Genomic DNA, 24,109 nt, shown 5'->3' with positions numbered 1-24,109 from the left:
AATCACTAGTTTTTAATGTTTACATGGAAATATGAAATGCTATATGTTGGGGCAGGGAGGTGAATGTAAGGGCTTACATAAAGGAGCTAGTTGGATATGCAGCGGGATACCCAACATAAAATCAAGGAGGAAATGATATGAAGAAAGTAAAAACAGGTTTAATAAGCATGTTAGTCAGTTCTCTTCTTATAACAAGCTTAGTTTCAGTGGGGACATCTAATCAAGCTTATGCAAATGTGGGAAGTACAACACTGCCTGTCCAGAAAACAGGTAATTGGGATGATCTGAAAATCAATTGGACAACGCCTGCCAGCGGGACAGATTTTACCGGAACACCGGTCGGGAATGGTTACTTCGGAGCGAAAGTTTCAGGCGGTGTTGCGACTGAAATTCTGCAACTTAATGATAAAACGTTTCATTCCGGCGAACCTTTCAATCATACAAATCCAAGTCGTAAAACAGCGCTGGATGCTACAAGAAGCTTGCTTGCTCAAGCGGATACAGCCACATCAGTAACCTATCGCGAAGAGAAATTAAAGCAAGCTGATACGGCCGCCAAGGGGATGTGGGGATCGGTACAAATGTCCAACTTCCTGCCAATTGGCAAAATTGTGCTGGATGTGCCGAACACAGCAGGATATACGAATTACAATCGGGAGCTTCATCTGGATAAAGCTACTGTGACAACCACATATAAAATGGGAAGCACGACATATACGCGTGAGGTATTTGCCAGCTACCCGGATCGCGTTATGGTTGTTCGAATGACGAATGACGGCGGCCAACCCATGAGTATGACGGCCAAGATGACACTGCCGGCGGAAATGAACACGCACGGAACGGTAACTTCATCGGGTAATGAAATCCAGATGACAGGAACAGCCCCTTACAACGAGGACGCAAATACGTGGGCAAACGGGAGAGGCATGACGTTCGATGCTCGTCTTCGTGCCAGAACGACGGGAGGAACGATCACAGCAACCGGAGGGAATTTAAACATTTCAGGGGCTTCGGTCATCGAACTTCTATATGCCGATGCGACAAGTTACAAGGATCCGTTTACCAATCCGAATCCAAGCCAAGGCGGCATTAATCCCACTCCAATCGTAACGGGGATTATGAACGCGGCGTTTGCCAAAACCTATAGCCAGCTCCTAAGTACCCATCAGACTGATTATCGGAGCTTGTTTCGCAGGTTATGGACGGAAGTTAATGGGAACATAGGCGTTGCCAGAGCTAATGTCCTCACCTATCAGTATGCCCGTTACGTTTCCATTTGCACTTCCAGAGCAAATACATTTGACCGTCCGCACAACCAGCAGGGAATGTGGAATTACATGTGGAAGCCAAGCTCGTGGGGAGCGCATTTTTTTAATGAAAATGTAGAGAAGATGTATGCATTGATAGAGACAGGGAATCTTGCTGAAAATGGCGATCCACTCTGGAAGTATATTAAAAACCTTGCTGTAAACGGGGCGAAAAACGCACAAGCTGATTTCGGCTTTGACGGGTGGTTTGTACCCCACTCATCCGATGTTTGGGCAAAATCAGAGCTGAGTGCTGGGGACAATGAATGGGCGATTTGGCCTACAGGCGGCATGTGGCTCATGTTTAATGTGTATGATCATTATCGGTTCACACAAGACAAGTCCTTTCTTCAGGACACAGCGTTCCCTCTAATGAAGGGTTCTGCAGAATTTGCACTGGATTTACTTGTTGCAAATAAGGATGGCTATCTCGTTACATCGCCTTCTACTTCTCCCGAAGCAAAATATGTATTGTCGGATGGAACCAAGATTGCTGTCAGTCAAGGTTCGACGATCGATATGACGGTCATTCGAGAATTGTTTGAAAATGTACTGGAAGCAGGAAGTATATTGGAGGCAGATTCTCCTGCAGATGTTGATTTGCTGAATCGTATTCGAATGGCCTTGCCCAAATTGCTTCCCTATCAAATTGGGAGCAACGGTGAAATCAAGGAATGGAATAATGATTATGTTAATTCTCAATCCAACCACCGTCATGCCTCCCATTTAATTGGCGTTGGTTTTCTTGACCAGATCACGAAGAGAGTCACTCCTGATTTATTTCAAGCAGCTAAAGTTTCGCTAACCATGCGCGGTTCGGGTGGATATCATCCGGATGATTCGTACATGTGGGCACGACTTAACGATGGGAATAAAGCAGCTTCCCTTGCAACCCTTTATCCAGCAAATCCTTCGGTGAATGAATGGCAACTAAAAAATGCGTATTATCCAGAACTCTTTGTGCAAAGTCATACCGGAGAAATTGAACTTCTCCCTTCACTGCCTACAGCCTGGACCAATGGCGAAATAACGGGTGTGAAAGCGAGAGGCGGATATGAACTCAGCATCAAATGGGCAAACGGGCAGCTCGTATCCGCTCAAATCGATTCTCCGACGGGTACGGTCCCTGTAATCCGGTACGGCAATCAGCTTTTGAATCCGTTTACCGATTCGCGAATTACATTCGTGCGTGGAAATACACAATCTGCATTCAATCAAATTGAAGCAGAGAACTATGACAGCCAATCAGGGGTCCAGCTTGAGAGCGCCTCGGATAAAGGTACGGGTTATGATCTCACATCGATTGATAATAACGACTACACTGTATACAACAATGTTGATTTTGGAAGTGGCGCAGCATCATTCTCCGCCAGGTTTGCGAGCAATGGACCTGGAGGGACCATCGAGATTCGCTTAGGGAATCCGACAGGTGCGCTGGCAGGCACTTGTACGGTTCCGGCTACTGGAGGAGGGCAAATTTGGCAAACGGTTAGTTGCGGAATAACGGGTGCCACGGGCGTGAAGAACGTATACCTCGTTTACAAAGGAACCGGCAGTCCTCTCTTTCATCTGAACTGGTTCCAATTTAGCCAGTCTGCCATGGTAGGTGGTGTGTATAAACTCGTTAATGTGGGTAGCGGCAACCTTGCCATGGAAGTGAAAGGAAATGCAACGGCGGATGGGACGCCAGTCATCGTGTCAGCCTATGACGGTGCTGCAAGCGAGCAATGGAATATTAGCGACAATGGTGATGGCACGTTCAGGCTGCTTGGCATTCAAAGCGGCAAATCGTTGGATGTAACCGGAGCCAACACGGTTGATAATTCCTATACGATTATATGGCCTTATAGCGGATCACCAAACAAAAAGTGGAAATTTAACGCCAATGCGGATGGCACTTACACCATTGTTGGTGTTCAAAGCAACAAACCGTTAGATACGCTTCTAAGCGGCATGGAATATAAGGTGGTTATTAAGACGGCGAACGGTGCGGCAAGTCAGAAGTGGAGTTTGGTCAAATTGCAGTAATGATCATGAGTGAAAGGGTGTCCTCGGGGCACCCCTTTGTTTTAAAATCATTCATTCAAATTTTCAGGAAAAGTGCTTATTTGTAAAGATTTTGTTGATTGTTTTATAGAAATCACTTTTTTTTGATGTTTACATGAATAAGCAGATGGCCTATGTTGGGGCAAGGAGGTGAAAGAAAACAATGAAAATTCATTTTCTTGGGACGGCTGCGTCTGAAGGCTTTCCGAATGTATTTTGCAGTTGCGAAGCGTGCCTCACAGCTCGAAAGCTTGGTGGAAAAAACATTCGTACGAGAGCTTCCGTTATCGTTGACGATACGTTGAAGTTCGATTATTCGGCGGATTCACAAATGCAAGCCCTTCGTGATGGAATAGACTTGGGGCGTATAGAGCATTTGCTGGTGACCCATACGCATTACGATCATTTTTATCCAGGGGATTTGACAAGCCGAATTGAAGGCTTTGCTCATGGTATTGAACATCCACTATGGATCCATGGCAACGATCTTGTTATGTACCATGCTCGGCAGGCTCTCGGGAAATTCGAGGGTGACCGAGTTCGATTTAATCGAATGAAACCCTTTCAAAGGATAGCTGCGGGATCGGCTTGGGTTACGCCACTTCATGCTGATCACGACCCAATGGAAACGTGCCTGCTATACTTCGTGGAGAAAGACGGAAAAACCCTACTCTATGGGAATGATACGGGATGGTTTCCAGAGGATACTTGGGCATGGCTCAAAGGCAAAAAGATCGATATGGCGATACTTGACTGCACGCATGAAAAGACAGGAATTAAACAGAAGAACTACCATATGAACGCAGATACGATTCTGGAAGTACACGATATATTCGTTAAGGAGCAAATCCTAGGTGAGGCTGGGCGAATCTATGTTACACACTTCACCCATAATTCCACTCTTATGCATGAAGATTGGGAGAGCATGTTCGAACCTTATGGGATATGTGTAGCATATGATGGGCTTACTGTTCATTGCTAGGTTAAGGAGAATCCATGAATTTTACTGCATCCGAAGATCAACTTAGGAAGAATCAGCGTCCTGTCACAATTATTGCGGTGGTTACCGCGCTCTGTTTGCTCGGAGATTCCATGCTGTATATCGTACTTCCTATTTACTGGAAGGAAGTTGGCCTCAATGCGTTATGGGAGGTCGGAGTACTCCTTTCCATCAACCGCTTTATCAGACTGCCAATGACTCCGCTGATTGGTTTACTTTATAAAAGAATGTCATTGCGCACGGGTCTTATCCTAGCCATACTGCTGGCAGTAGCGACAACTATCGGGTACAGCCTGTTCAAAGGTTTTATCATCTGGCTCGTTCTTCGCAGCTTATGGGGGATCGCCTGGTCCTTCCTGCGCATGGGCGGCTATTTAACCGTTATTCGCTACTCAGATGATACAAATCGCGGCCATCTGATGGGACGATATAACGGAATATTCCGTCTAGGAAGCTTGGTCGGCATGCTTATCGGCGGTGTCCTCGTTCCACTCGTCGGGATGCCGATTGTTTCCATTGCTTTCGGGGTGTTCATGCTGTTAGGGCTTCCTTATGTCGCCGTCTACATTTCCGGTGCTAAAGCGAACCAGTCCGACGTTTCTCTTCTGCGGAAGGAGCGTATCGACAATCGGGCGGTAATTTGGAAGAAGCCTGTGCTAAAAATCGTTGCAACCGGACTTTTCGTTTATCTCCTCCAGACTGTTCTAAGCGTCACATTAAGCTTGCAGATCGAAACCAACTATCCGCAGCCGATGACGTTGATCGGCATTGCCGTGACAAGCACGATGCTATCAGGGGTGCTGCAGTCAGCTCGCTGGGGGTGGGAACCGTTTCTTGCCTCATGGATAGGCTTGCGCTCTGACGGTTCGAAAGGGCGTCTGCCTCTTTTCGGTTTCACTCTAATCTGCTCTGCGGTTGGCTATGCTCTCGTACCGTGGCAGCTTCCGATCTATCTATGGTGTACGATTATCTTACTTATTTTGGCGGCAAGCACAGCCGTTTCGACGTTAATGGACGCTTTGGCATCGGACGTCGCCCGCTTTTCATCCGTCGTTACAGTGATGACTGCTTATTCGGTTGCGACGGATATGGGCTCTGCGTTAGGCCCGATGCTGGTATACTTGGCAGTCAGTTTGCCTAATGGCATAACGTACATTTATTTAGGCAGCGCGCTCATTTTCCTGCTGATCGCATTATGGTACAGGCCAAATGTCAAACCGAAAATGAATGTCTTACCAAGTGAACGCGATCTTGCGAAAACCGAATAATACTACCCTTACACCCAAGAGGAAAGGAATGAATGAGGTGCGACAACGATTTAGCATGGATAAGGACTGGCTGTTCCATCTTGGTGAAGTTGATGTTCCCGTCAACAAATCGCATAACAGTATCTACGGCAGAGCAAAAGCTGGGGGCGCTATTGGTCCCGCTGGCATGGAGTGGAACGATTCGACTTGGCAGACTGTGCAGCTTCCACATGATTGGTCGTATCAACAGCCATTCGACCGGGAAAATGGTGTGCCGAATTTCGGCTTTAAGCCGCGTGGCATGGGCTGGTACCGGAAGAAATTTAGATTGGCCGCTGAGGAACAGGGAAAGCAACTGATATTGGAGTTCGACGGCATCGCAACCGAAGCTTCGATCTATTTAAACGGAAGTTTATTGGGAAGAAACTTTAGCGCGTATACCAGTTTTACAGTTGATATCTCGGATCGAGCCTACTATGGTGATCGTCCCAACGTACTCGCCATCCGCGTTGATGCTACAGAGGCCGAGGGATGGTGGTATGAGGGAGCGGGTATTTATCGTCATGTCTGGTTAACAACAAAATTGCCGCTTCACATTGCAGAACGCGGGGTCTGGGTCAGACCCGAGAAAATTAATCAGACACTTTGGCAGACGCATATTGAAACTGTCGTTGGCAATGAACTGGAGCACGATGTGCATTACACGTTAACAACATATATTCAAAATGCCAAGAATGAAGTAGTTCAGAAAGCAAGGACGGAGAGTAAATGTGCAGCTGGCAGCAAAAATAAGGTCGTTCAGAAGTTAAACGTAACCAATCCAGCTTTATGGGATATTAATGCGCCTCATCTTTATCAAGTACATTCCGTTCTTACGATGGTTGGACAGCTTTATGATACTGAGATGACTTCTTTCGGCTACAGAACGATTCGCATCTGTCCGGATGAAGGTTTTTTCCTGAATGAACAACCTTTGAAATTAAAGGGAACATGCAATCATCAAGATCATGCCGGTGTTGGCGTAGCGCTGCCTGATGGGCTGCAGGAATACCGAATTCGGCGACTCAAGGATATGGGCAGCAACGCCTACCGTGCAGCGCATCACAATCCGACACCCGAGCTGCTGGACATTTGCGATCGGTTGGGCATGCTAGTGATGGATGAAAATCGCAACTTTGAGTCTTCCAGAGAAGGTCTGCGCCAACTTGAAAATATGGTCACCCGCGACCGCAATCATCCTTGTGTGGTGTTCTACAGTCTGTTCAATGAAGAACCGCATCAAGGAACACCAATTGGCCGTCGTATAGTTAAACGAATGATGCGGACGGTCAAACGTTTGGATCCGACTCGTCCGGTTCTTGGAGCTCTGAACGGTGGGGTGATGGAGGACGAAGGAACAGCAGATATTCTGGAGATCACAGGATTCAATTATATGCATACGAGCTATGATAAATTTAAAGCGAAGCATCCGGCGCAGCCAATTATCGGTTCCGAGACCGTAAGCGCATTTTCGACGCGAGGCAACTATACAAATGATTCGATCAAGCAAGTATTTGACAGCTACGATCAAGAGAAGGCCCCGTGGGGCGCTACAGTGCGCGAGGCCTGGCAAGCGGTAGCTACTCGTGATTTTGTTATGGGGACTTTCGTTTGGACAGGCTTTGATTATCGCGGGGAGCCGACACCTTATGAATGGCCCAGTATCAACACGCACTTCGGCATTATGGATACCTGCGGCTTTCCCAAAGACGCGTACTATTTGTATCAAGCTTATTGGCTTGACGAACCGGTTCTCCACATGCTGCCACATTGGAATTGGCAGGGACGTGAAGGGCAACCGATAAAGGTGATGACGCACACCAACTGCGAAGAAGTGAGCTTATATGTGAATGGCCAATTTATCAGTAGAGAGTATGTTGACGTGTATAAGCAGTTGGAGTGGGAAATTCCTTATGAGCCGGGCATCGTTCGCATGGAAGGCTATAACAACGGTAGACTTGTAAAGGTGACGGAAGTTGCAACAACTGGCGAAACCGCTTCGCTCCGACAGGAATTGCAGAAACCCTATCTCTATGGTGACGGGAAGGATGCCATTGCCGTTAATTTGTACGCGATCGATGCGCAGCAGCGTTTTGTTCCGACAGATAGCCGGTTTGTGACGTTCACGCTTAGCGGTTCAGGCAAAATATTGGGCGTTGGCAACGGTGATCCCAATTGTCACGAGGCCGACGCCGCCCAGGCAAGGAGTTTATTTGCCGGCTGCTGCCAGCTGATTGTGCAAAGCGTCCCCGGCTCAGACCCCATTGTGTTAGTAGCGGAAGCTGCTGGCTTGGCACCGATGACATGGGTTATCCCTGTGAAGGAAACGGCCGAGCCTCCTTACATCCCTTCCGTTAAGGAAACTTATGTGAATGACTGGCATGTAACGCAGCAGCCTTATGGCGAAAGGCCTGATGCCCTCATGGTTATGGATCCGACAGATATGAATACATGGGAAAAGGTAGACGTCAGTTATGGCACCTTGAAGATGCTGAGAGGAATAAGAGGGTACGTAGTGTTTCGGAGTCAATTGTTCTTGTCGGATCAGGATAGGACTAGCAGCGCCAGCCTTCGTTTTAATGAAATCCAAGGTGATGTTGAAATCTACGCGGATACGGAATTGTTATTGGTGGCATCGCTCGTTGAGCCGACTTCAGTGGTAATTCCGTTGCGAGAGGTTGACTTGAAAGGAAAAAACGTGATTACGTTATCCGTGCTTGTTCACATGACAGAGCAGATGAGTAAGCCAGGTATCAGCAGTTCGGTCTGCTTGTTGACTTAGATAGATTCTCCAAGCCTAATCGCTACATTCCCCGATCTAGATCCCCTTCATTTTTCCTGAAAACCCTGTTGCAGCAACTTGGCTCCACGCCAGGCAAGGCTGCAATTTTTTTTCATAGTAAACACGTAAAAGGCTGCCGACGATTGCGAATTGGCGGCCCTTTCCTGTTAGGTGTTTTAGTAGGAACTGAAAATTCTTTCGAAAAATGCTTATGTAAGTAGAATTTGCTCATGGTTTTATAGAAATGTCTCGCTTTTGATGTTTACCTGAAAAAACAGATGGAGTATGTTGGGCATGGGAGGTGAATGTAAGGGCTTACAAAAAAGTGGTTCCTTCATATGCATCAGGTTACTTCGTACAAAATCGAAAAGGAGAAGTAGATAAGTTTTGAAAGTGTGTAGATTCGCAGCAAACGCAATTCTAATTAAAGGGAGATGTGTTGATGAAGCCATTTATGAAGGTATTGGCAGTATCAGTCTCACTTGTTTTATCCTGCGAGTTACTCGCGCCATTCGGAGCTCACGCAGCAACCACTTATCAGTCTACATGGGAATCTGTGGACCAGCATAAGGCCGCCCCGGAATGGTTTCAAGATGCTAAGTTTGGCATTTACTATCATTGGGGCGTGTTCAGCGTTCCCGCTTATGGAAATGAATGGTACCCTCGTAACATGTACGTACAAAATGGTAAAGAATACAACCACCATGTTAGTGTGTATGGATCCCCAACTTCGTGGCCGTATCACAATTTCATAAATGGCGCACAGGATAAGAATGGGAATTGGGTTGAGTTTGCTCCCAAGATGAAATCAGCTGGAGGTCAATTTGATCCTAACGAATGGGCGCAATTGTTCGTGGACGCGGGGGCAAAGTTTGCCGGCCCTGTTGCTGAACATCACGATGGTTATTCGATGTGGGATAGTTCAGTCAATGAATGGAATTCAGTGGACAAGGGACCCCATTTGGATCTCCTTGGAACCTTTGCAACCGCAATCCGCAACAAGAATTTGAAATTGTTGACAGCGCTGCATCATGCTTATAACAGTAACGGATACTTTCAATACGCGCCCGCACAATCCGACCCCAGCTTGATGAAATTATACGGTCAACTGCCGAAAACGCAGGAGGATCAACTGTGGTACGATAAACTGAAAGAAGTTATCGATACGTATCAGCCTGATATTCTTTGGCAGGATTTTGCCTTGACGAAGATTGATGAAGCGCAGCGTCTCAAGTTTTTATCTTACTACTATAACAAAGCGATCGATTGGGGCAAAGAGGTTGTCGCAACCTATAAAACTAGCGGCGGATTCAACTTGAATGGTGAAGTTGTCGACTATGAAAGAGGAGGGCCAGCAGAGTTAACCTCTAATTATTGGTTAACGGACGACAGCGTCGGCAGTTGGAGCTATACGCCTGGCATGAGCTACTATTCAGCTCCTGCTCTGCTTCACTCCCTCATCGATCGTGTAAGCAAAAATGGCAACTTGCTGCTTAATATTGCGCCCATGGCAGACGGAACCATTCCACAGGAGCAAAAAAATATTTTGCTTGGGATGGGGGATTGGTTAAAACGCTATGGCGAAAGCATCTACTCGACGCGTGCTTGGACGAAATATGGCGAAGGTCCAACACAGCTTGGCGGCGCGATTCATTCAAGTCCTATTGTTGGTACGGAAACAGACATTCGTTTCACTCGCAACAAAAGCAACAACACGTTATATGCCATCGTTCTGGAGTGCCGGGGAATGGCGCCAATTTGAACATAAGTACACTTAATTCGAATCAAATTAATTTAAATACGCTTTCAAATGTGCAGTTGCTAGGAGAGACTGCCGGTATCTATATTAATTTGCCGAACAGAGTCCAGAATCAGGAAGGTTTGAAAATTACGATGCCGGCTAGCAAACCATTCACGGCAAGCGCCTATGTGGTAAAACTAACATTCACAGGGAAGATTCCCGATTTGCATCAGGTGTCGGGTCCAACTTTTTACAAACATGTGCAATATGAAGGAAATCGAATTCCTCTCTCTTTGGGCAATTACACTTTGCAAGCAGCCGGAATTGCAGATAATAGTATTTCCTCCATCCTAGTGCCGTCAGGTTACAAGGTAACAGCCTACGCAGAAGATAATTACAGCGGGACTTCGTGGACTTTTGCAAGCAACAATAACAATCTCAAAGACACTGGCAATAACGATTTGATTACTTCGCTCAAGATATCCTTGGATTCAAATGCATACTTCAAACTTGCGAATCGCACGACAGATTTGGTGCTCGATGGAGGAGGGAGTGTGGCTTCAGGTTCGAATGTGAAGGAAAGTGTGTGGAACAGCAGTAATGATGCTCAATGGAGGTTCGTCAATCTCGGTACGGGATATTATCAGATTCTAAACCGGACAAATGGTCTGGCACTGGACGGTGCTGGAAGCGGGACGGCACCAGGCACGAATACGAAAGAAACTACATGGACAGGCAGCGAGAATCAACAGTGGCAATTGGCGGATCTGGGAGACGGGTTTTATAAAATTGCGAATTGGGCTAATGGTTTAGTCCTAACAAGCAGTGGGAATTTCAAAGGCGAATTTATCCCACCCGTGTATGTAAACAGGCTTTCAACTTGGAATGGGAGTACACTTCAGCAGTGGAAGATTGTGAAAGTCAACTAACTAGGAGGAGATGTTATGAAGAAAGTAAAAACAGGTTTCAAGCATGATGGTTAGTACTCTACTTGTAGCAAGCTTGATCTCAGTCGGAGCATCGAATCAGGCTCAAGCTAATGTAGGAAGTACGGCATTACCTGTCCAGAAAACAGGCAATTGGGATGATTTGAAAATCAATTGGACAACGCCGGCTAGCGGGACAGATTTTACCGGAGCACCTGTCGGAAATGGTTTCTTCGGCGCCAAAGTTTCGGGAGGTGTTGCGACTGAAATTCTTCAACTTAATGACAAAACGTTTCATTCTGGCGAACCCTTCAACAATTATAATCCAAGCCGCAAAACAGCTCTAAATAGTACAAGAAGCCTGCTGGCAGAAGCGGATACAGCAACAACAGTAACGTATCGCGAGCAGAAATTAAAACAAGCTGAAACAGCTGCCAATGGGATGTGGGGATATGCATATATGGCTAACTTTCTGCCCATCGGCAATATTGTCTTGGATGTCCCCAATACGACGGGATATACGAACTACAATCGAGAACTTCATTTGGATAAAGCTGCTGTGACTACCACATATAAAGTGGGAAGCACGACTTATAAGCGTGAAGTATTTGCGAGTTATCCGGATCGCGTGATGGTTGTCCGTATGACCAATGACGGCGGACTGCCGATGAGTATGACGGCCAAGATGACATTGCCGAATGAGATGAGCGGACATGGAACCGTCTCTTCATCGGGCAACGAGATCCAAATGACAGGAACAGCTCCTTACGCTTACGCTCAGTACCCAACTACCCTGTGGGCAGACGGGAGAGGCATGACGTTCGATGCTCGTCTTCGCGCCAGAACGACGGGAGGAACCATAACAGCAACCGGAGGCAATTTGAACATTTCAGGCGCTTCGGTCATTGAACTCCTGTATGCCGATGCGACAAGCTACAAGGATCCGTTTACGAATCCGAATCCAAGCCAAGGCGGCAACAATCCTACGCCAATCGTAACGGGGATTATGAACGCGGCGTTTGCCAAAACCTATGACCAGCTCCTGAGTGCCCACCAGACTGATTATCGGAGCTTGTTCCGCAGGTTATGGACGGAAGTGAACGGAAACATAGGCGATGCCAGAGCCAATGTGCTCTCCTATCAATATGCGCGTTACGTTTCCATTTGCACTTCCAGAGCGAATACATTTGACCGACCGCATAATCAACAGGGAATGTGGAATTACATGTGGAGTCCTCGCTCGAATGGAGCGCATTACTTTAATGAAAATGTAGAGAAGATGTATGCATTGATTGAGACAGGGAATCTTGCTGAAAACGGCGATCCGCTGTGGAAGTATATTAAAAATTTAGCTATCAACGGAGCAAAAACCGCACAATCCGATTTCGGCTTTGACGGGTGGGTGGTGCCTCATGCATCCGATGTGTGGGCAAAAACAGCGCTTGGCGCAAATGATAATGAGTGGGCGATCTACCCAACGGGTGGCATGTGGCTCATGTTTAATGTATACGATCATTATCGGTTCACACAGGACAAAACATTTCTTCGAGACACGGCGTTTCCTCTCATGAAAGGTTCAGCGGAGTTTGCTTTGGATTTACTTGTTGCTAATAAAGATGGTTATCTCGTGACATCGCCTTCTACTTCACCAGAAACGAAGTATGTCTTGTCCGATGGCACAAAAATTGCCGTGAGCCAAGGTTCGACGATTGATATGACAGTCATACGAGAACTGTTTGAAAATGTCCTTGAAGCGGGGAGCATACTGGAAACAGATTCTCCTGCGGATGTTGATTTGTTGAATCGTATTCGAACGGCTTTGCCGAAGCTGCTTCCTTATCAAATTGGAACTGGCGGTCAAATTAAAGAGTGGAATAATGATTACGCGAACGTAGATCCAAGTCATCGCCATGCTTCCCATCTCATCGGTGTCGGTTTCCTGGATCAGATCACGAAGAGAGGCACGCCTGATTTATTTCAAGCAGCTAAAGTATCGCTAAACATGCGCGGTTCAGGCGGATATCACCCGGATAGCGGGTACATGTGGGCACGACTAAATGATGGGAATAAAGCTGCCGCCCTTGCAACCATTTATCCGACCAATCCTTCGGTAAATGAATGGCAAATAAAAAGTGCGTATTATCCAGAACTCTTTGTGCAAAGTCATACCGGGGAAATTGAACTTCTCCCTTCGCTGCCTACAGCCTGGACGAGTGGCGAAATTACAGGCGTGAAAGCGAGAGGCGGGTATGAACTCAGCATCAAATGGGCAAACGGGCAGCTCGTATCCGCTCAAATTGATTCCCCGAGCGGTACAGTTCCTGTGATCCGGTACGGCAATCAACTTCTGAATCCGTTTACAGATTCGCGGATTACCTTCGTGCGTGGAAATACACAATCTGCATTTAACCAAATCGAAGCAGAGAACTACGACAGCCAATCAGGCGTCCAGCTTGAGAGCGCCTCAGACAAAGGCACGGGGTATGATCTCACATCGATTGACAATAATGACTATACCGTTTATAACAATGTTGATTTTGGAAGTGGCGCAGCTTCATTCTCCGCTAGAGTTGCGAGCAATGGATCCGGAGGGACCATGGAGATCCGCTTAGGGAATGTGGCGGGTACGTTGGTAGGTACTTGTACGGTACCATCTACTGGAGGAGGGCAAATTTGGCAAACCGTAGGCTGCGGAGTAACGGGCGCCACGGGCGTGCAGAACGTATATCTCGTTTACAAGGGAACTGGTGGCTCTCTCTTCCATCTGAACTGGTTCCAATTTAGCCAGTCTGCTTTGGTAGGAGGCGTCTATAAACTTATCAATGTCGGGAGCGGCAACCTTGCCATGGACGTGAAGGGAAATGCAACGGCGAATGGGACGGCCGTTATTGTGTCACCAGATAACGGTAGTGCAAGCGAGCAATGGAATATTAGCGACAACGGCGATGGAACGTTCAGGCTCCTTGGCGTCCCAAGCGGCAAAGCGTTGGATGTTAACGCAGCCACAACGGCGGACAACTCAAAGACGATTATATGGCCCTATGGGGGTTCACCCAACGAAAGATGGAAATTCAACGCTAATACGGATGGCACCTATACAATTATCGGTGTCCAAAGCAACAAACCGTTGGATACGCTTCTAACCGGAACCGAATACTCAGTGGTTATTAAGACGGCGAACGGCACGGCAAGTCAGAAGTGGAGACTGGTCAAACTGCAATAAGGATGAAGATTTGGTTAAAGGGTGTCCTTGGGGCACGTTTTTACTAGTAAATGGATAGCTCTAGATTTTTCGGAATAATCCTTGCAAGGTATAAAGTTACTTCGAACAAAATCAAGGAGGAGATATTATGAAGAAACTAAAAGCAGGTTTCATAAGCATGATGGTTAGTTCTCTTCTAGTAACAAGCTTGATATCAGTTGGAGCATCGAATCAAGCTTATGCAAATGTAGGGAGTACAGCACTGCCTGCTCTTAAAACAGGCAATTGGGATGATTTGAAATTCAATTGGACAACGCCGGCAAGCGGGACAGATTTCACTGGAACACCTGTCGGGAATGGTTACTTCGGCGCGAAAGTGTCAGGAGGCGTTGCTACCGAAATTCTTCAACTTAGCGACAAAACGTTTCATTCCGGCGAACCTTTCAATAATTATAATGCAAGTCGCAAAACAGCTCTGAATAATGCAAGAAGCCTACTTGCAGAAGCGGATTCGGCAACGTCAGTTACGTATCGCGAGGAAAAATTGAAGTTAGCAGAGACAGCAGCAAAGGGGATGTGGGGACCAATTCCCACCTATTATGCTAATTTTCAGCCAATTGGAAAAATTGTTCTGGATGTCCCGAACACGGCAGGATATACCGATTATAATCGAGAGCTTCATCTGGATAAGGCAATCGTAACAACGAAGTATAAAGTGGGAAATATAACGTATACGCGTGAAGTATTTGCAAGTCACCCGGATCGGATTATGGTCATACGAATGACCAATGACGGGGGCCAACCGATGAGTATGACGGCCAAGATGACGCTGCCGGCGGAAATGAATACTCACGGAACGGTATCTTCTTCGGGCAATGAGATCCAGATGACAGGCACAGCCCCTTACGATGACTATGTAAGTCAGTGGGGGGATGGGAGAGGCATGACGTACGATGCTCGCCTTCGCGCCAGAACGACAGGAGGAACGATCACAGCAACCGAAGGGAATTTAAACATTTCAGGGGCTTCGGTCATCGAACTTCTATATGCCGATGTGACAAGTTACAAGGATCCGTTTACCAATCCGAATCCAAGCCAAGGCGGCATTAATCCCACTCCAATTGTAACGGGGATTATGAACGCGGCGTTTGCCAAAACCTATAGCCAGCTCCTAAGTACCCACCAGAATGACTATCGGAGCTTGTTTCGCAGGTTATGGACGGAAGTTAACGGCAATTCAGGCGCTTCGAGACCTTACACGCTTTCCTACCAGTACGCCCGTTATGTTTCAATTGCTGCTTCCAGGGCGAACACATACGACCGTCCTCAAAACGGGAATGGGATGTGGCATTACGCTTGGAAACCTCAATTTAGCGGGGCGCATTGGTTTAATGAGAGTTTAGAAAGAGCCTATGAGTTAATTCAGACGGGGAATCTATCTGAAAATGGCGATCCTCTCTGGAAGTATATCGAAAATCTAGCTGTAAACGGGGCAAAAACCGCACAATCCGATTTCGGCTTCGATGGGTGGATGGTACCTCACGCATCCGATGTATGGGCAAAAACTGCGCTTGGTGCTAATGATAATGAATGGGCGATTTGGCCAACTGGTGGCATGTGGCTCCTGTATAATATGTATGATCATTATCGGTTCACGCAAGACAAGACCTTTCTTCGGGATAAAGCTTTCCCTCTTATGAAGGGTTCTGCAGAATTTGCATTGGATTATCTCGTTACCAATAAGGACGGCTATCTCGTGACATCGCCTTCCACTTCTCCCGAGACGAAGTATGTACTGTCGGATGGAAAAGCCATTGCAGTCAGCCAAGGTTCGACGATCGATATGACGTTAATTCGAGAGTTGTTTGAAAATGTGCTGGAAGCGGGAGGTATATTGGAAGCAGATTCTCCTGCGGATGTTGATTTGTTAAATCGCATTCGAATGGCGTTACCGAAGTTGCTGCCTTATCAAATTGGAAATAGCGGTCAATTGAAGGAATGGAATAATGACTATCCGAACGTAGATCCAAGTCATCGTCATGCTTCTCATCTCATTGGCGTCGGTTTTCTGGACCAAATCACGAAGAGAGGCACGCCTGATTTATTTCAAGCAGCTAAGGTGGCGCTAACCATGCGTGGATCGGGCGGATACCTTCCTGATCCTGCTTTCATGTGGGCGCGCCTTAACGATGGGAATAAAGCGGTCACGATTGCAGATGTTTATCCAACAGGTGCAACGAAGCACGAATATCCGCCGAGGAGCGCGTATTATCCAGAATTGTTTGTGCAAAGCCACACCGGGGAAATTGAACTTCTCCCTTCGCTGCCTACAGCCTGGACGAGTGGCGAAATTACAGGCGTGAAAGCGAGAGGCGGGTATGAACTCAGCATCAAATGGGCAAACGGGCAGCTCGTATCCGCTCAAATTGATTCCCCGAGCGGTACAGTTCCTGTGATCCGGTACGGCAATCAACTTCTGAATCCGTTTACAGATTCGCGGATTACCTTCGTGCGTGGAAATACACAATCTGCATTTAACCAAATCGAAGCAGAGAACTACGACAGCCAATCAGGCGTCCAGCTTGAGAGCGCCTCTGACAAAGGTACGGGTTATGATCTCACATCCATGGATAATAACGATTATACCGTCTACAACAATGTTGATTTTGGAAGTGGCGCAGCTTCATTTTCCGCCAGAGTTGCGAGCAATGGACCCGGAGGGACCGTTGAGATCCGCTTAGGGAGTGTGGCGGGTACGCTGGTAGGCACTTGTACGGTACCGTCTACTGGAGGAGGACAAATTTGGCAAACGGTAGGCTGCGGAGTAACGGGTGCCACGGGCGTGCAGAATCTATATCTCGTTTACAAGGGAACTGGCGGCCCTCTCTTCCATCTGAACTGGTTCCAATTTAGCCAGTCTGCCATGGTAGGTGGCGTGTATAAACTCATCAATGTCGGGAGCGGCAACCTTGCCATGGACGTGAAGGGAAATGCAACGGCGAATGGTACGGTCGTTATTGTGTCACCAGATAACGGTGCTGCAAGCGAGCAATGGAATATTAGCGATAATGGCGACGGCACGTTCAGGCTCCTTGGCGTCTCAAGCAGCAAAGCGCTGGATGTTAACGCAGCGACAACCACGGACAACTCGAAGACGATTATATGGCCTTATGCGGGTTCACCGAACGAAAGGTGGAAATTTACAGCCAATGCGGATGGTACCTATACCATTGTTGGTGTCCAAAGCAACAAACCGTTGGATACACTTCTAAACGGAACGGAATATTCCGTGGTTATTAAGACGGCGAACGGTACGGCAAGTCAGAAATGGAGACTGGTCAAACTTCAATAATTCAATTGACTTGGTTAAAGGTGCCCTTTGGGTGCCTTTTTTAATTTATAGGTCCTGGAGTTTTCAGGAGGGGGCGGTTGCCTTGTCCCAGTTCAAAAATAATCATGAATAGAACAAAAAACATCATGAGCCAGCCTCTCAAGAATCGCTATAATTTATTTGAGAACATTCTCTTTCATCTTTGTTTGTAAGCGTCTTCTGATATTGCCGAACGATTAGAGAGGATGAATCAAAATGAAACATAAGCTCATTTGGAGTGCTGCTGTCTGTACATTATGCAGCGCGATAACTTTCACTACTGCCGCCTTTGCAGAGGACGCATCCCAATTTACGATGTCGACGTCCGATACAGAATCAACGGGGGAATTTACCGTCACCTTGAAGGGGGAGCAGCTTGCCGATTTATTTGCCTATGAAGCCAAATTCAGTATCGACGCAAGCAAGCTGGAAGTGGTTAAGGCGGAAACGAAAATCGAAGGATTCTCGATCTCGCCTATTGTGAAAGACAATGAAGTGACTATAGCACACACGAAAATCGGTAAGGTCGATGGCGAAAAGGGAGATGTCATTCTAGGCACGATCACTTTTAAAGCGAAAAAAGTAGGGACAACGAATGTGAAATGGACGTCCCTGAAAACAGTCGATCACACATTGAAAAATCAAATTTTTACGATGAATGCCTCGCAAGATTTCACTAAAATTTTCAGCGATCTGGCAGGTCACTGGGCGAAACCCGACATTATGGAGATGGTCGGCAAACAAATCGTGGAGGGAATGGATGACGATCATTTCGCACCGGACACGAATGTGACAAGAGCGCAATTCGCGACACTAATTGCCAAGGTAATGAATCTGAAGGACAGCGCTGGCCAAACGCCGTTCGACGATGTCTCTTCAGGCTCTTGGTATGAGTCAACTGTAAAAAAGGCGTATGCGGCAGGTTTGATTGATGGCATATCCGAGCATGAATTCGCCCCGGAGAAGAACATAACCCGCGAGGAAATGACCGCCATGCTCATCCGAGCAAAAGCGCAGGCTGCTGGGACCAAGGTGCAGGATATGCCTGCGAATGGAGAGATTCCTTTTCAAGATGAGGCTGAAGTTAGCGAATGGGCAAAGCCTTTCGTTCAGCTCGCAGTGGAAGCGGGCTTAATGAATGGAAGATCGGATCAAGCATTCGCTCCACAAGAGCATGCCAGCCGAGCCGAAGCCGTAGTCGTATTAAAGAGGCTTTTAAAAGATGTTGGCCATTAAGCGCAACCGAATTGAACCGCAGGCCCAATAATGTCTAAATATAAGAATTTTTGTCGAATTCAAAAGAGAAAAAAGGACATTACCTCAAAATGACCGAATGTAAGGTGAGAAAGTCATTTAATTTATTTTGACATGACGGGGTGCCCAGGATGAAGTTGTTTGCTAGACCGTGGACGTTTTCGGCGACGCTCCATGTCTTGTTAGTTGTGATGGTGGTGTTCCCCATCGTGATTATTTCGACCATGATTCTGCAAGTATATAAACGTGATCTTCTGCAGCAAACGACAGAACGTTCCCTGCAGACGCTGCATGCGGTCACCTATTCCGCCCAGCAAGAGATCAGCAAAATCGAGTACGTGACGGCGGCAGTCGGCGTCGATCGGGATATTTTATCGATTGCGACTGCGCTGCATCAAGCGGATGAAGGCAATCGGTATGCTTACATCAATGCGCTAGGGCTGGCGCTTAGCCGATATACATACTCGATGTCAAGCCAGCTTCTGGCGATTCATTTTTTTTACAAAGACGGCGGCGTGTATTCGTTCCAGCAAAATCTGTCCACGGATGAGCAGGAGGTTCGCGCCATGGAGTGGTATCGGAGAACATTGAAACAAACGGATAACGTCCAGTTTCTGGGACTGCAGCGAATGATGCTGTTTGGCCAAACGGTACCGTTCGGGTTATCGGCGGCCATTGCGCCGAGTGCATTTCATACGTTGAGCGACGTTGAGATGGTTTGTTTTACATTAAATGAAGAAGCGTTCGATAAGATTTTTCTACAGCAGCCCTATGATAAATCCGCTTTTGTCATTGTGACCGGGGAAGGGCAAGTGATTGCATCGAGCAGCAACTGGGATGAAACGAGTGTGAGTCTTGAACGGCTTGAGCAAATAAAGTCAGCTAGTGAAGGCCATTTTATCGATAAAGCCAGTGAGACGGAGATGCTTGTCACGTATGCAGCAGTTGGGCAAACAGGGTGGAAAGTCGTGCATGAAATTCCGTATAGCGAGTTGACCGCCAATTATAACCGGATATATAAGATCGTGCTGCTTGCTACATTTGCGGTTATTGCCGTATTTTTGCTCATTTCATTCTACTTGGTGAAAGGCCTTACGAGACCCATTCATGTGCTGGTACGCAAGATGTCCCTGGTCATGGAGGGGGATCTGAATGCCAAAATCGGCACTTCGGGCATCGCAGAAATGGCTACGCTTGGGCGCACATTCAATCATATGCTGGACCAAATTAAGCTGTTGATTCGCCAGCGTGAGGAAGAGGAGCAGATGAAAAGGAAGGCTGAGTTTGCCGCCCTGCAGTCGCAAATCAACCCGCATTTTCTGATTAATACGCTGAATGCGATTAAATTGATGGCGCTTATCAGCAAGGTGGATAATATTCGGAACATGACCAATGCCTTGATGCGGCTTGTCTCTTCTTCTTTTAACCGGGGAGGCATTCTTACGCGCTTTTCCGATGAAATCGAAAATTTAAAGCATTATTTATACATCATGGAAATCCGATATGGCCATAAATTCGAAGTCGAATGGCAGATTGATCCGCAAGCGGAGTCGAAGTATTTGCTCAAGCTGCTGCTGCAACCGGTTCTGGAGAACAGCATTGTACACGGAATGGCCGGCAAAGAATCGCAAGGTAAAATCGTTATAGCCGCTAATGTTCATGAAGGCAGCCTGTATATCGTCATTGCTGATAACGGTGAGGGAATGACCGAGGAACAGTTAACGCAATTCCGTGCGAAAAGCAGTCCTCATACGTTCTCTGGGATGGGGTTTGCCAATGTGCACCACCGCATTCAGCTGCATCACGGAGAGGATTACGGCTTAACCCTGGCTGCGAATGAACCGGAGGGAACGAAGGTCACGATGAAAATTCCTCTTATTTTGAAAAATAAAGATGAGGAGCCGCTGTAGTTCAAAAAAGATCAACTCTATAGCCGAAAAGATCATTTGGATGCGTTTACATCACGAGTATGATAAGAGTAGAACAAGTGATTATAGAATCAATCATTGGAGGGGTAACGAAGATGGGAAAAAGAAGATTAATGGGCACCGCATTAGTTAGTGGAATCGTGATGTTGAGTGCTTTAACAGGCTGCGGCAAAGATGCGGCTACACAGCCTGCAGCATCAACCAAGCCGGCAGAAACGCAAGCGGCTGCTGCGCCAACTGCGAAACCGGCTGATCCGGTTAAGTTGAAGCTGGCGATGTGGGATGCCAAGGGAGACATTACGTTTTGGCAGGAGAAAGTGAAAGATTATACCAAATTGAAGCCGAATGTTACGGTTGAAGTGGAAAAAGTGCCGGACAACGGCGGCCAATATTTAAAGGTACGCTTAGCTGCCAATGACTTACCGGATCTGTTCTACCTAAAACCGGCCCATATGCAAATTTATAAGCAGTCGCTGCTTCCGCTCGATGACCTGAACGGGGCCAAAAATAATAAATTCCCGGCAAAAATCGATGGTAAAATATTGGGAGCACCACTCGTGTCTTTCTCCGAATTCGTTTACTTCCATCCGAGTGTGTTCAAGGAATTGAACCTGGAAGTGCCAAAAACATTGCCTGAGCTGATGTCAACGATGGAGAAAATTAAAACAAACGGCAAATACACGCCGATCGCCATCGGAGGGAAAGAAGATTGGACGTTCTATCCGTTCATGGAATTCGGTCCGCATATTTTGTCTGGTGATGAGAACTACTTGGCTACTTTGGCGAAAACGCCTGAACCGTTTGGCGATGGCAGCACATTTGATAAAGTTGGAAAAGTGATTAAAGAAATGTCGAGTAAAAAATTAGCAGGACCGGATGCGCTTTCGATCTCCTTCGATCAATCCACACAATTGTTCGAATCGAAGAAGGCGGCCATGATTGCTGCGGGGCAATGGTACTACGGAGATTATGTTAATCGTGTAAAAACGGACGATGACGTTGGCGTATTCCCGCTTCCTTTCAGAAGCACCGAGAGCGAGCCGTTAACGGCTATGACGTTGTCCGACATGAATATCGGTATCAACAAGAACAGCAAAAACGCAGCAGAAGCCAAAGCGTTTTTCGAGTGGATGTTCAGCAAAGACGTGTATCAAAGTTATATCAATAACGCTCAACAGTTCTCCACGATTAACGGCGTGAACTCGGAAATTCCTTTCTTCAATAAATGGACGGAAAAATATCCGTTTAAACCGTTCATTTACAACGCGACGGATGAGGCTTTTGCGAAAGTAAGCGGCGCTGCCCAATTTGATTTCAAAAAAGCGGCACAGGAAATTTACTCTGGCAAACCAATCGAAACCGTAGAAAAAGACTTAAACAACAAGTGGAAAAAAGCGGTTGAATCGAACAAATAAGTTTGGAAGAGAGGGCACTACCTAGGCGACTGGCATAGTGTCTTCTCTTATATACAGGAGTGATCATATGAATTATCGCATGCAGCAAAAAGTCGTAATTTTCTCGTTTCTACTTGTACCGGTTTCACTCTTGCTGTTATTTCTAATCTATCCGACTCTGCAGCTATTTCGCTACAGTTTCACAAGCTGGGATGGCTACAGCCCAAGCTTCAAGTACATCGGCTTCGAGAATTATGTCCGAATGCTGTTTGATTTCCCTGAAGCGTGGCAAGCGATTAGGAATAACGGCGTGTATTTTTTGCTCCATACCATCGCTATCCCACTCGAATTGATGACAGCCGTGCTGCTGAACAGAGTGCTGCGTGGGAGTGCATTCTTTCGTTTTTCCGTGCTAATGCCTTATATAATTAACGGAATTGCTGTGGCTTATATGTTTAGCTACATTTACAATCCGATTAATGGTCCGCTGAACGAGTTGTTAAAGGCAGTCGGATTAGAGTCATGGATTCAAAGTTGGCTGAGTGACTCCAACGTCGTTAATTATTCCTTAGTGGTTGTCTCGCTTTGGCGTTACAGCGGTGTGCATGTTGTCTTGTTTCTAGCCGGTTTGCAATCAATTCCGAAGGATCTGTATGAAGCGGCTGAAATTGATGGAGCGAACTTTTGGCAGCAGCAGCGCTATGTTACACTGCCAGGCATCCGGCGAGTCGTTGAAATCATCTTGTTTATGAATGTATCAGGAGCTCTGCTGCAGTATGATATTCCGCTTGTTATGACCAATGGCGGTCCAGGCAGCGCAAGCTCAACATTTGGTCTATATTCGCTTCAAACTGCGTTTACGTATAACAATTATGGTTTGGCCTCCTCTATGGCCGTTATGCTTTTGTTATTAATTATTATATTTTCAGCGCTGCAGGCTTGGATTGTGAAAGACAGGAGTGAAGCTTGACATGGAACGTACACAGCTATTGAAACAAACCTACAAGCCAGAAGTGCCAAGCAGGACCCGTTCGATGAGCACACAGCGATTTGTTGGTCATATCGTTTATTATGTCCTGTTTACTTTAATGGCTGCGATCGTTTTCGTACCCATTTTGCTGGTCGTGTTTGGTTCTTTTAAAACAAATTTGGAGCTGGCCGAAACGTCGCCTTTTTCGCTGCCCCGAAGCTTTCTGCATATCGATAATTACGTCAGCGCCTTGAAAGAGGGCAATATGATACGCGGTCTAGGAAATTCTGTGCTGCTCGTTGTGTTGAGTATGCTCGGGAATATGCTGCTCGGTACGATGACGGCTTATGTGCTTAATCGCTTTCAGTTCCGGATGAAAAAAGTGATTCTCATGATGTTTATGGCTGCGATGATCATTCCGGCCTACACGACGGAGATTGCAAGGTTTCAGCTCATCCATGCTCTTGGTGTCTATAATACACTAGGCGCGCCTCTGCTGATTTATATCGGAACGGATATTATGCAGATCTACATTTATATGCAGTTTCTCGAAAAGATTTCGGTACAGCTCGACGAGAGCGCCATGCTGGACGGGGCATCTTACGTGCGAATTTTCCGCTCGATTATTTTCCCATTACTGCTGCCAGCAACAGCTACACTAGCTATACTAAAAAGTGTTACAATAATGAACGATATCTTTGTCCAGCAGCTATACATGCCTAGCGCGAAGCTGGCGACGTTGGCGACTTCACTGACTGCTTTTGTCAGCACACGCAGTTCCGATTTATCACAGCTTTGCGCAGGAATTATTATCGTGCTGCTGCCTAGCGCCATTTTCTACATCGTGTTTCAGCGTTACATTTTCAAAGGTCTCATGGATGGGGCTGTTAAAGGATAAGGTGG

At 46.7% G+C, this 24,109-nt stretch carries 13 protein-coding genes; all 13 read left to right on the top strand.

What is annotated here, in order from left to right; genetic code table 11:
* Positions 1-137 precede the first annotated feature (137 nt).
* The 13 genes from ACUN27_RS24350 to ACUN27_RS24290 all read left to right on the top strand — a co-directional run bounded on the left by ACUN27_RS24350 (position 138) and on the right by ACUN27_RS24290 (position 24,104).
* The gene (locus ACUN27_RS24350) at positions 138-3,335 is read left to right on the top strand and encodes a glycosyl hydrolase family 95 catalytic domain-containing protein (RefSeq protein ID WP_445559686.1); all 3,198 of its coding nucleotides are present in this window, start codon (positions 138-140) and stop codon (positions 3,333-3,335) included.
* A gap of 181 nt (positions 3,336-3,516) precedes the next feature.
* On the top strand, positions 3,517-4,335 hold the full coding sequence (locus tag ACUN27_RS24345) for an MBL fold metallo-hydrolase (RefSeq protein WP_315948929.1): 819 nt from the start codon (positions 3,517-3,519) through the stop codon (positions 4,333-4,335).
* 14 nt (positions 4,336-4,349) lie between these two features.
* The gene (locus ACUN27_RS24340; RefSeq protein WP_445559685.1) at positions 4,350-5,621 is read left to right on the top strand and encodes an MFS transporter; all 1,272 of its coding nucleotides are present in this window, start codon (positions 4,350-4,352) and stop codon (positions 5,619-5,621) included.
* 28 nt (positions 5,622-5,649) lie between these two features.
* Positions 5,650-8,421 carry a beta-galactosidase GalA gene (gene galA, locus ACUN27_RS24335; RefSeq protein WP_445559684.1) on the top strand — a complete coding sequence of 924 codons (2,772 nt, stop codon included), beginning with the start codon at positions 5,650-5,652 and terminating at the stop codon, positions 8,419-8,421.
* Positions 8,422-8,863: 442 nt separating this feature from the next.
* Positions 8,864-10,183, top strand: coding sequence for an alpha-L-fucosidase (locus tag ACUN27_RS24330; RefSeq protein WP_445559683.1), 1,320 nt, complete (start codon positions 8,864-8,866; stop codon positions 10,181-10,183).
* On the top strand, positions 10,180-11,091 hold the full coding sequence (locus ACUN27_RS24325; protein ID WP_445559682.1) for an RICIN domain-containing protein: 912 nt from the start codon (positions 10,180-10,182) through the stop codon (positions 11,089-11,091). Before ACUN27_RS24330 ends, ACUN27_RS24325 begins: the two co-directional genes overlap by 4 nt.
* Positions 11,092-11,134: 43 nt before the next feature.
* A complete protein-coding gene (locus ACUN27_RS24320) occupies positions 11,135-14,311 on the top strand; it encodes a glycosyl hydrolase family 95 catalytic domain-containing protein (protein WP_445559681.1) in 3,177 nt (1,058 codons plus the stop codon).
* A gap of 127 nt (positions 14,312-14,438) precedes the next feature.
* Positions 14,439-17,642: a glycosyl hydrolase family 95 catalytic domain-containing protein gene (locus ACUN27_RS24315; RefSeq protein ID WP_445559680.1), complete on the top strand. Its 3,204-nt coding sequence runs from the start codon at positions 14,439-14,441 to the stop codon at positions 17,640-17,642.
* A 234-nt stretch (positions 17,643-17,876) separates the two neighbouring features.
* Complete coding sequence (locus ACUN27_RS24310; RefSeq protein WP_445559679.1) at positions 17,877-18,896, top strand: S-layer homology domain-containing protein; 1,020 nt, start codon at positions 17,877-17,879, stop codon at positions 18,894-18,896.
* Between the two features lie 149 nt (positions 18,897-19,045).
* Complete coding sequence (locus tag ACUN27_RS24305; protein WP_326061779.1) at positions 19,046-20,824, top strand: sensor histidine kinase; 1,779 nt, start codon at positions 19,046-19,048, stop codon at positions 20,822-20,824.
* A gap of 113 nt (positions 20,825-20,937) precedes the next feature.
* Entirely contained in the window at positions 20,938-22,257 is a 1,320-nt protein-coding gene (locus tag ACUN27_RS24300) for an ABC transporter substrate-binding protein (protein ID WP_164819389.1), read from the top strand.
* A 67-nt stretch (positions 22,258-22,324) separates the two neighbouring features.
* Positions 22,325-23,206 carry a carbohydrate ABC transporter permease gene (locus ACUN27_RS24295; RefSeq protein ID WP_315948942.1) on the top strand — a complete coding sequence of 294 codons (882 nt, stop codon included), beginning with the start codon at positions 22,325-22,327 and terminating at the stop codon, positions 23,204-23,206.
* A 1-nt stretch (position 23,207) separates the two neighbouring features.
* Positions 23,208-24,104 carry a carbohydrate ABC transporter permease gene (locus ACUN27_RS24290; protein WP_315948943.1) on the top strand — a complete coding sequence of 299 codons (897 nt, stop codon included), beginning with the start codon at positions 23,208-23,210 and terminating at the stop codon, positions 24,102-24,104.
* Positions 24,105-24,109 lie beyond the last annotated feature (5 nt).

Source organism: Paenibacillus sp. WC2504, assembly GCF_052682475.1.
This window is presented reverse-complemented; position numbering and strand designations above follow the sequence as displayed.

Coding starts and splice junctions, on each gene's coding strand:
- ACUN27_RS24295 (WP_315948942.1), top strand. CDS start 22,325: ATGAATTATCGCATGCAGCAAAAAGTCGTAATTTTCTCGTTTCTACTT.
- ACUN27_RS24330 (WP_445559683.1), top strand. CDS start 8,864: ATGAAGCCATTTATGAAGGTATTGGCAGTATCAGTCTCACTTGTTTTA.
- ACUN27_RS24350 (WP_445559686.1), top strand. CDS start 138: ATGAAGAAAGTAAAAACAGGTTTAATAAGCATGTTAGTCAGTTCTCTT.
- ACUN27_RS24290 (WP_315948943.1), top strand. CDS start 23,208: ATGGAACGTACACAGCTATTGAAACAAACCTACAAGCCAGAAGTGCCA.
- galA (WP_445559684.1), top strand. CDS start 5,650: ATGAATGAGGTGCGACAACGATTTAGCATGGATAAGGACTGGCTGTTC.
- ACUN27_RS24340 (WP_445559685.1), top strand. CDS start 4,350: ATGAATTTTACTGCATCCGAAGATCAACTTAGGAAGAATCAGCGTCCT.
- ACUN27_RS24305 (WP_326061779.1), top strand. CDS start 19,046: ATGAAGTTGTTTGCTAGACCGTGGACGTTTTCGGCGACGCTCCATGTC.
- ACUN27_RS24320 (WP_445559681.1), top strand. CDS start 11,135: ATGATGGTTAGTACTCTACTTGTAGCAAGCTTGATCTCAGTCGGAGCA.
- ACUN27_RS24345 (WP_315948929.1), top strand. CDS start 3,517: ATGAAAATTCATTTTCTTGGGACGGCTGCGTCTGAAGGCTTTCCGAAT.
- ACUN27_RS24315 (WP_445559680.1), top strand. CDS start 14,439: ATGAAGAAACTAAAAGCAGGTTTCATAAGCATGATGGTTAGTTCTCTT.
- ACUN27_RS24310 (WP_445559679.1), top strand. CDS start 17,877: ATGAAACATAAGCTCATTTGGAGTGCTGCTGTCTGTACATTATGCAGC.
- ACUN27_RS24300 (WP_164819389.1), top strand. CDS start 20,938: ATGGGAAAAAGAAGATTAATGGGCACCGCATTAGTTAGTGGAATCGTG.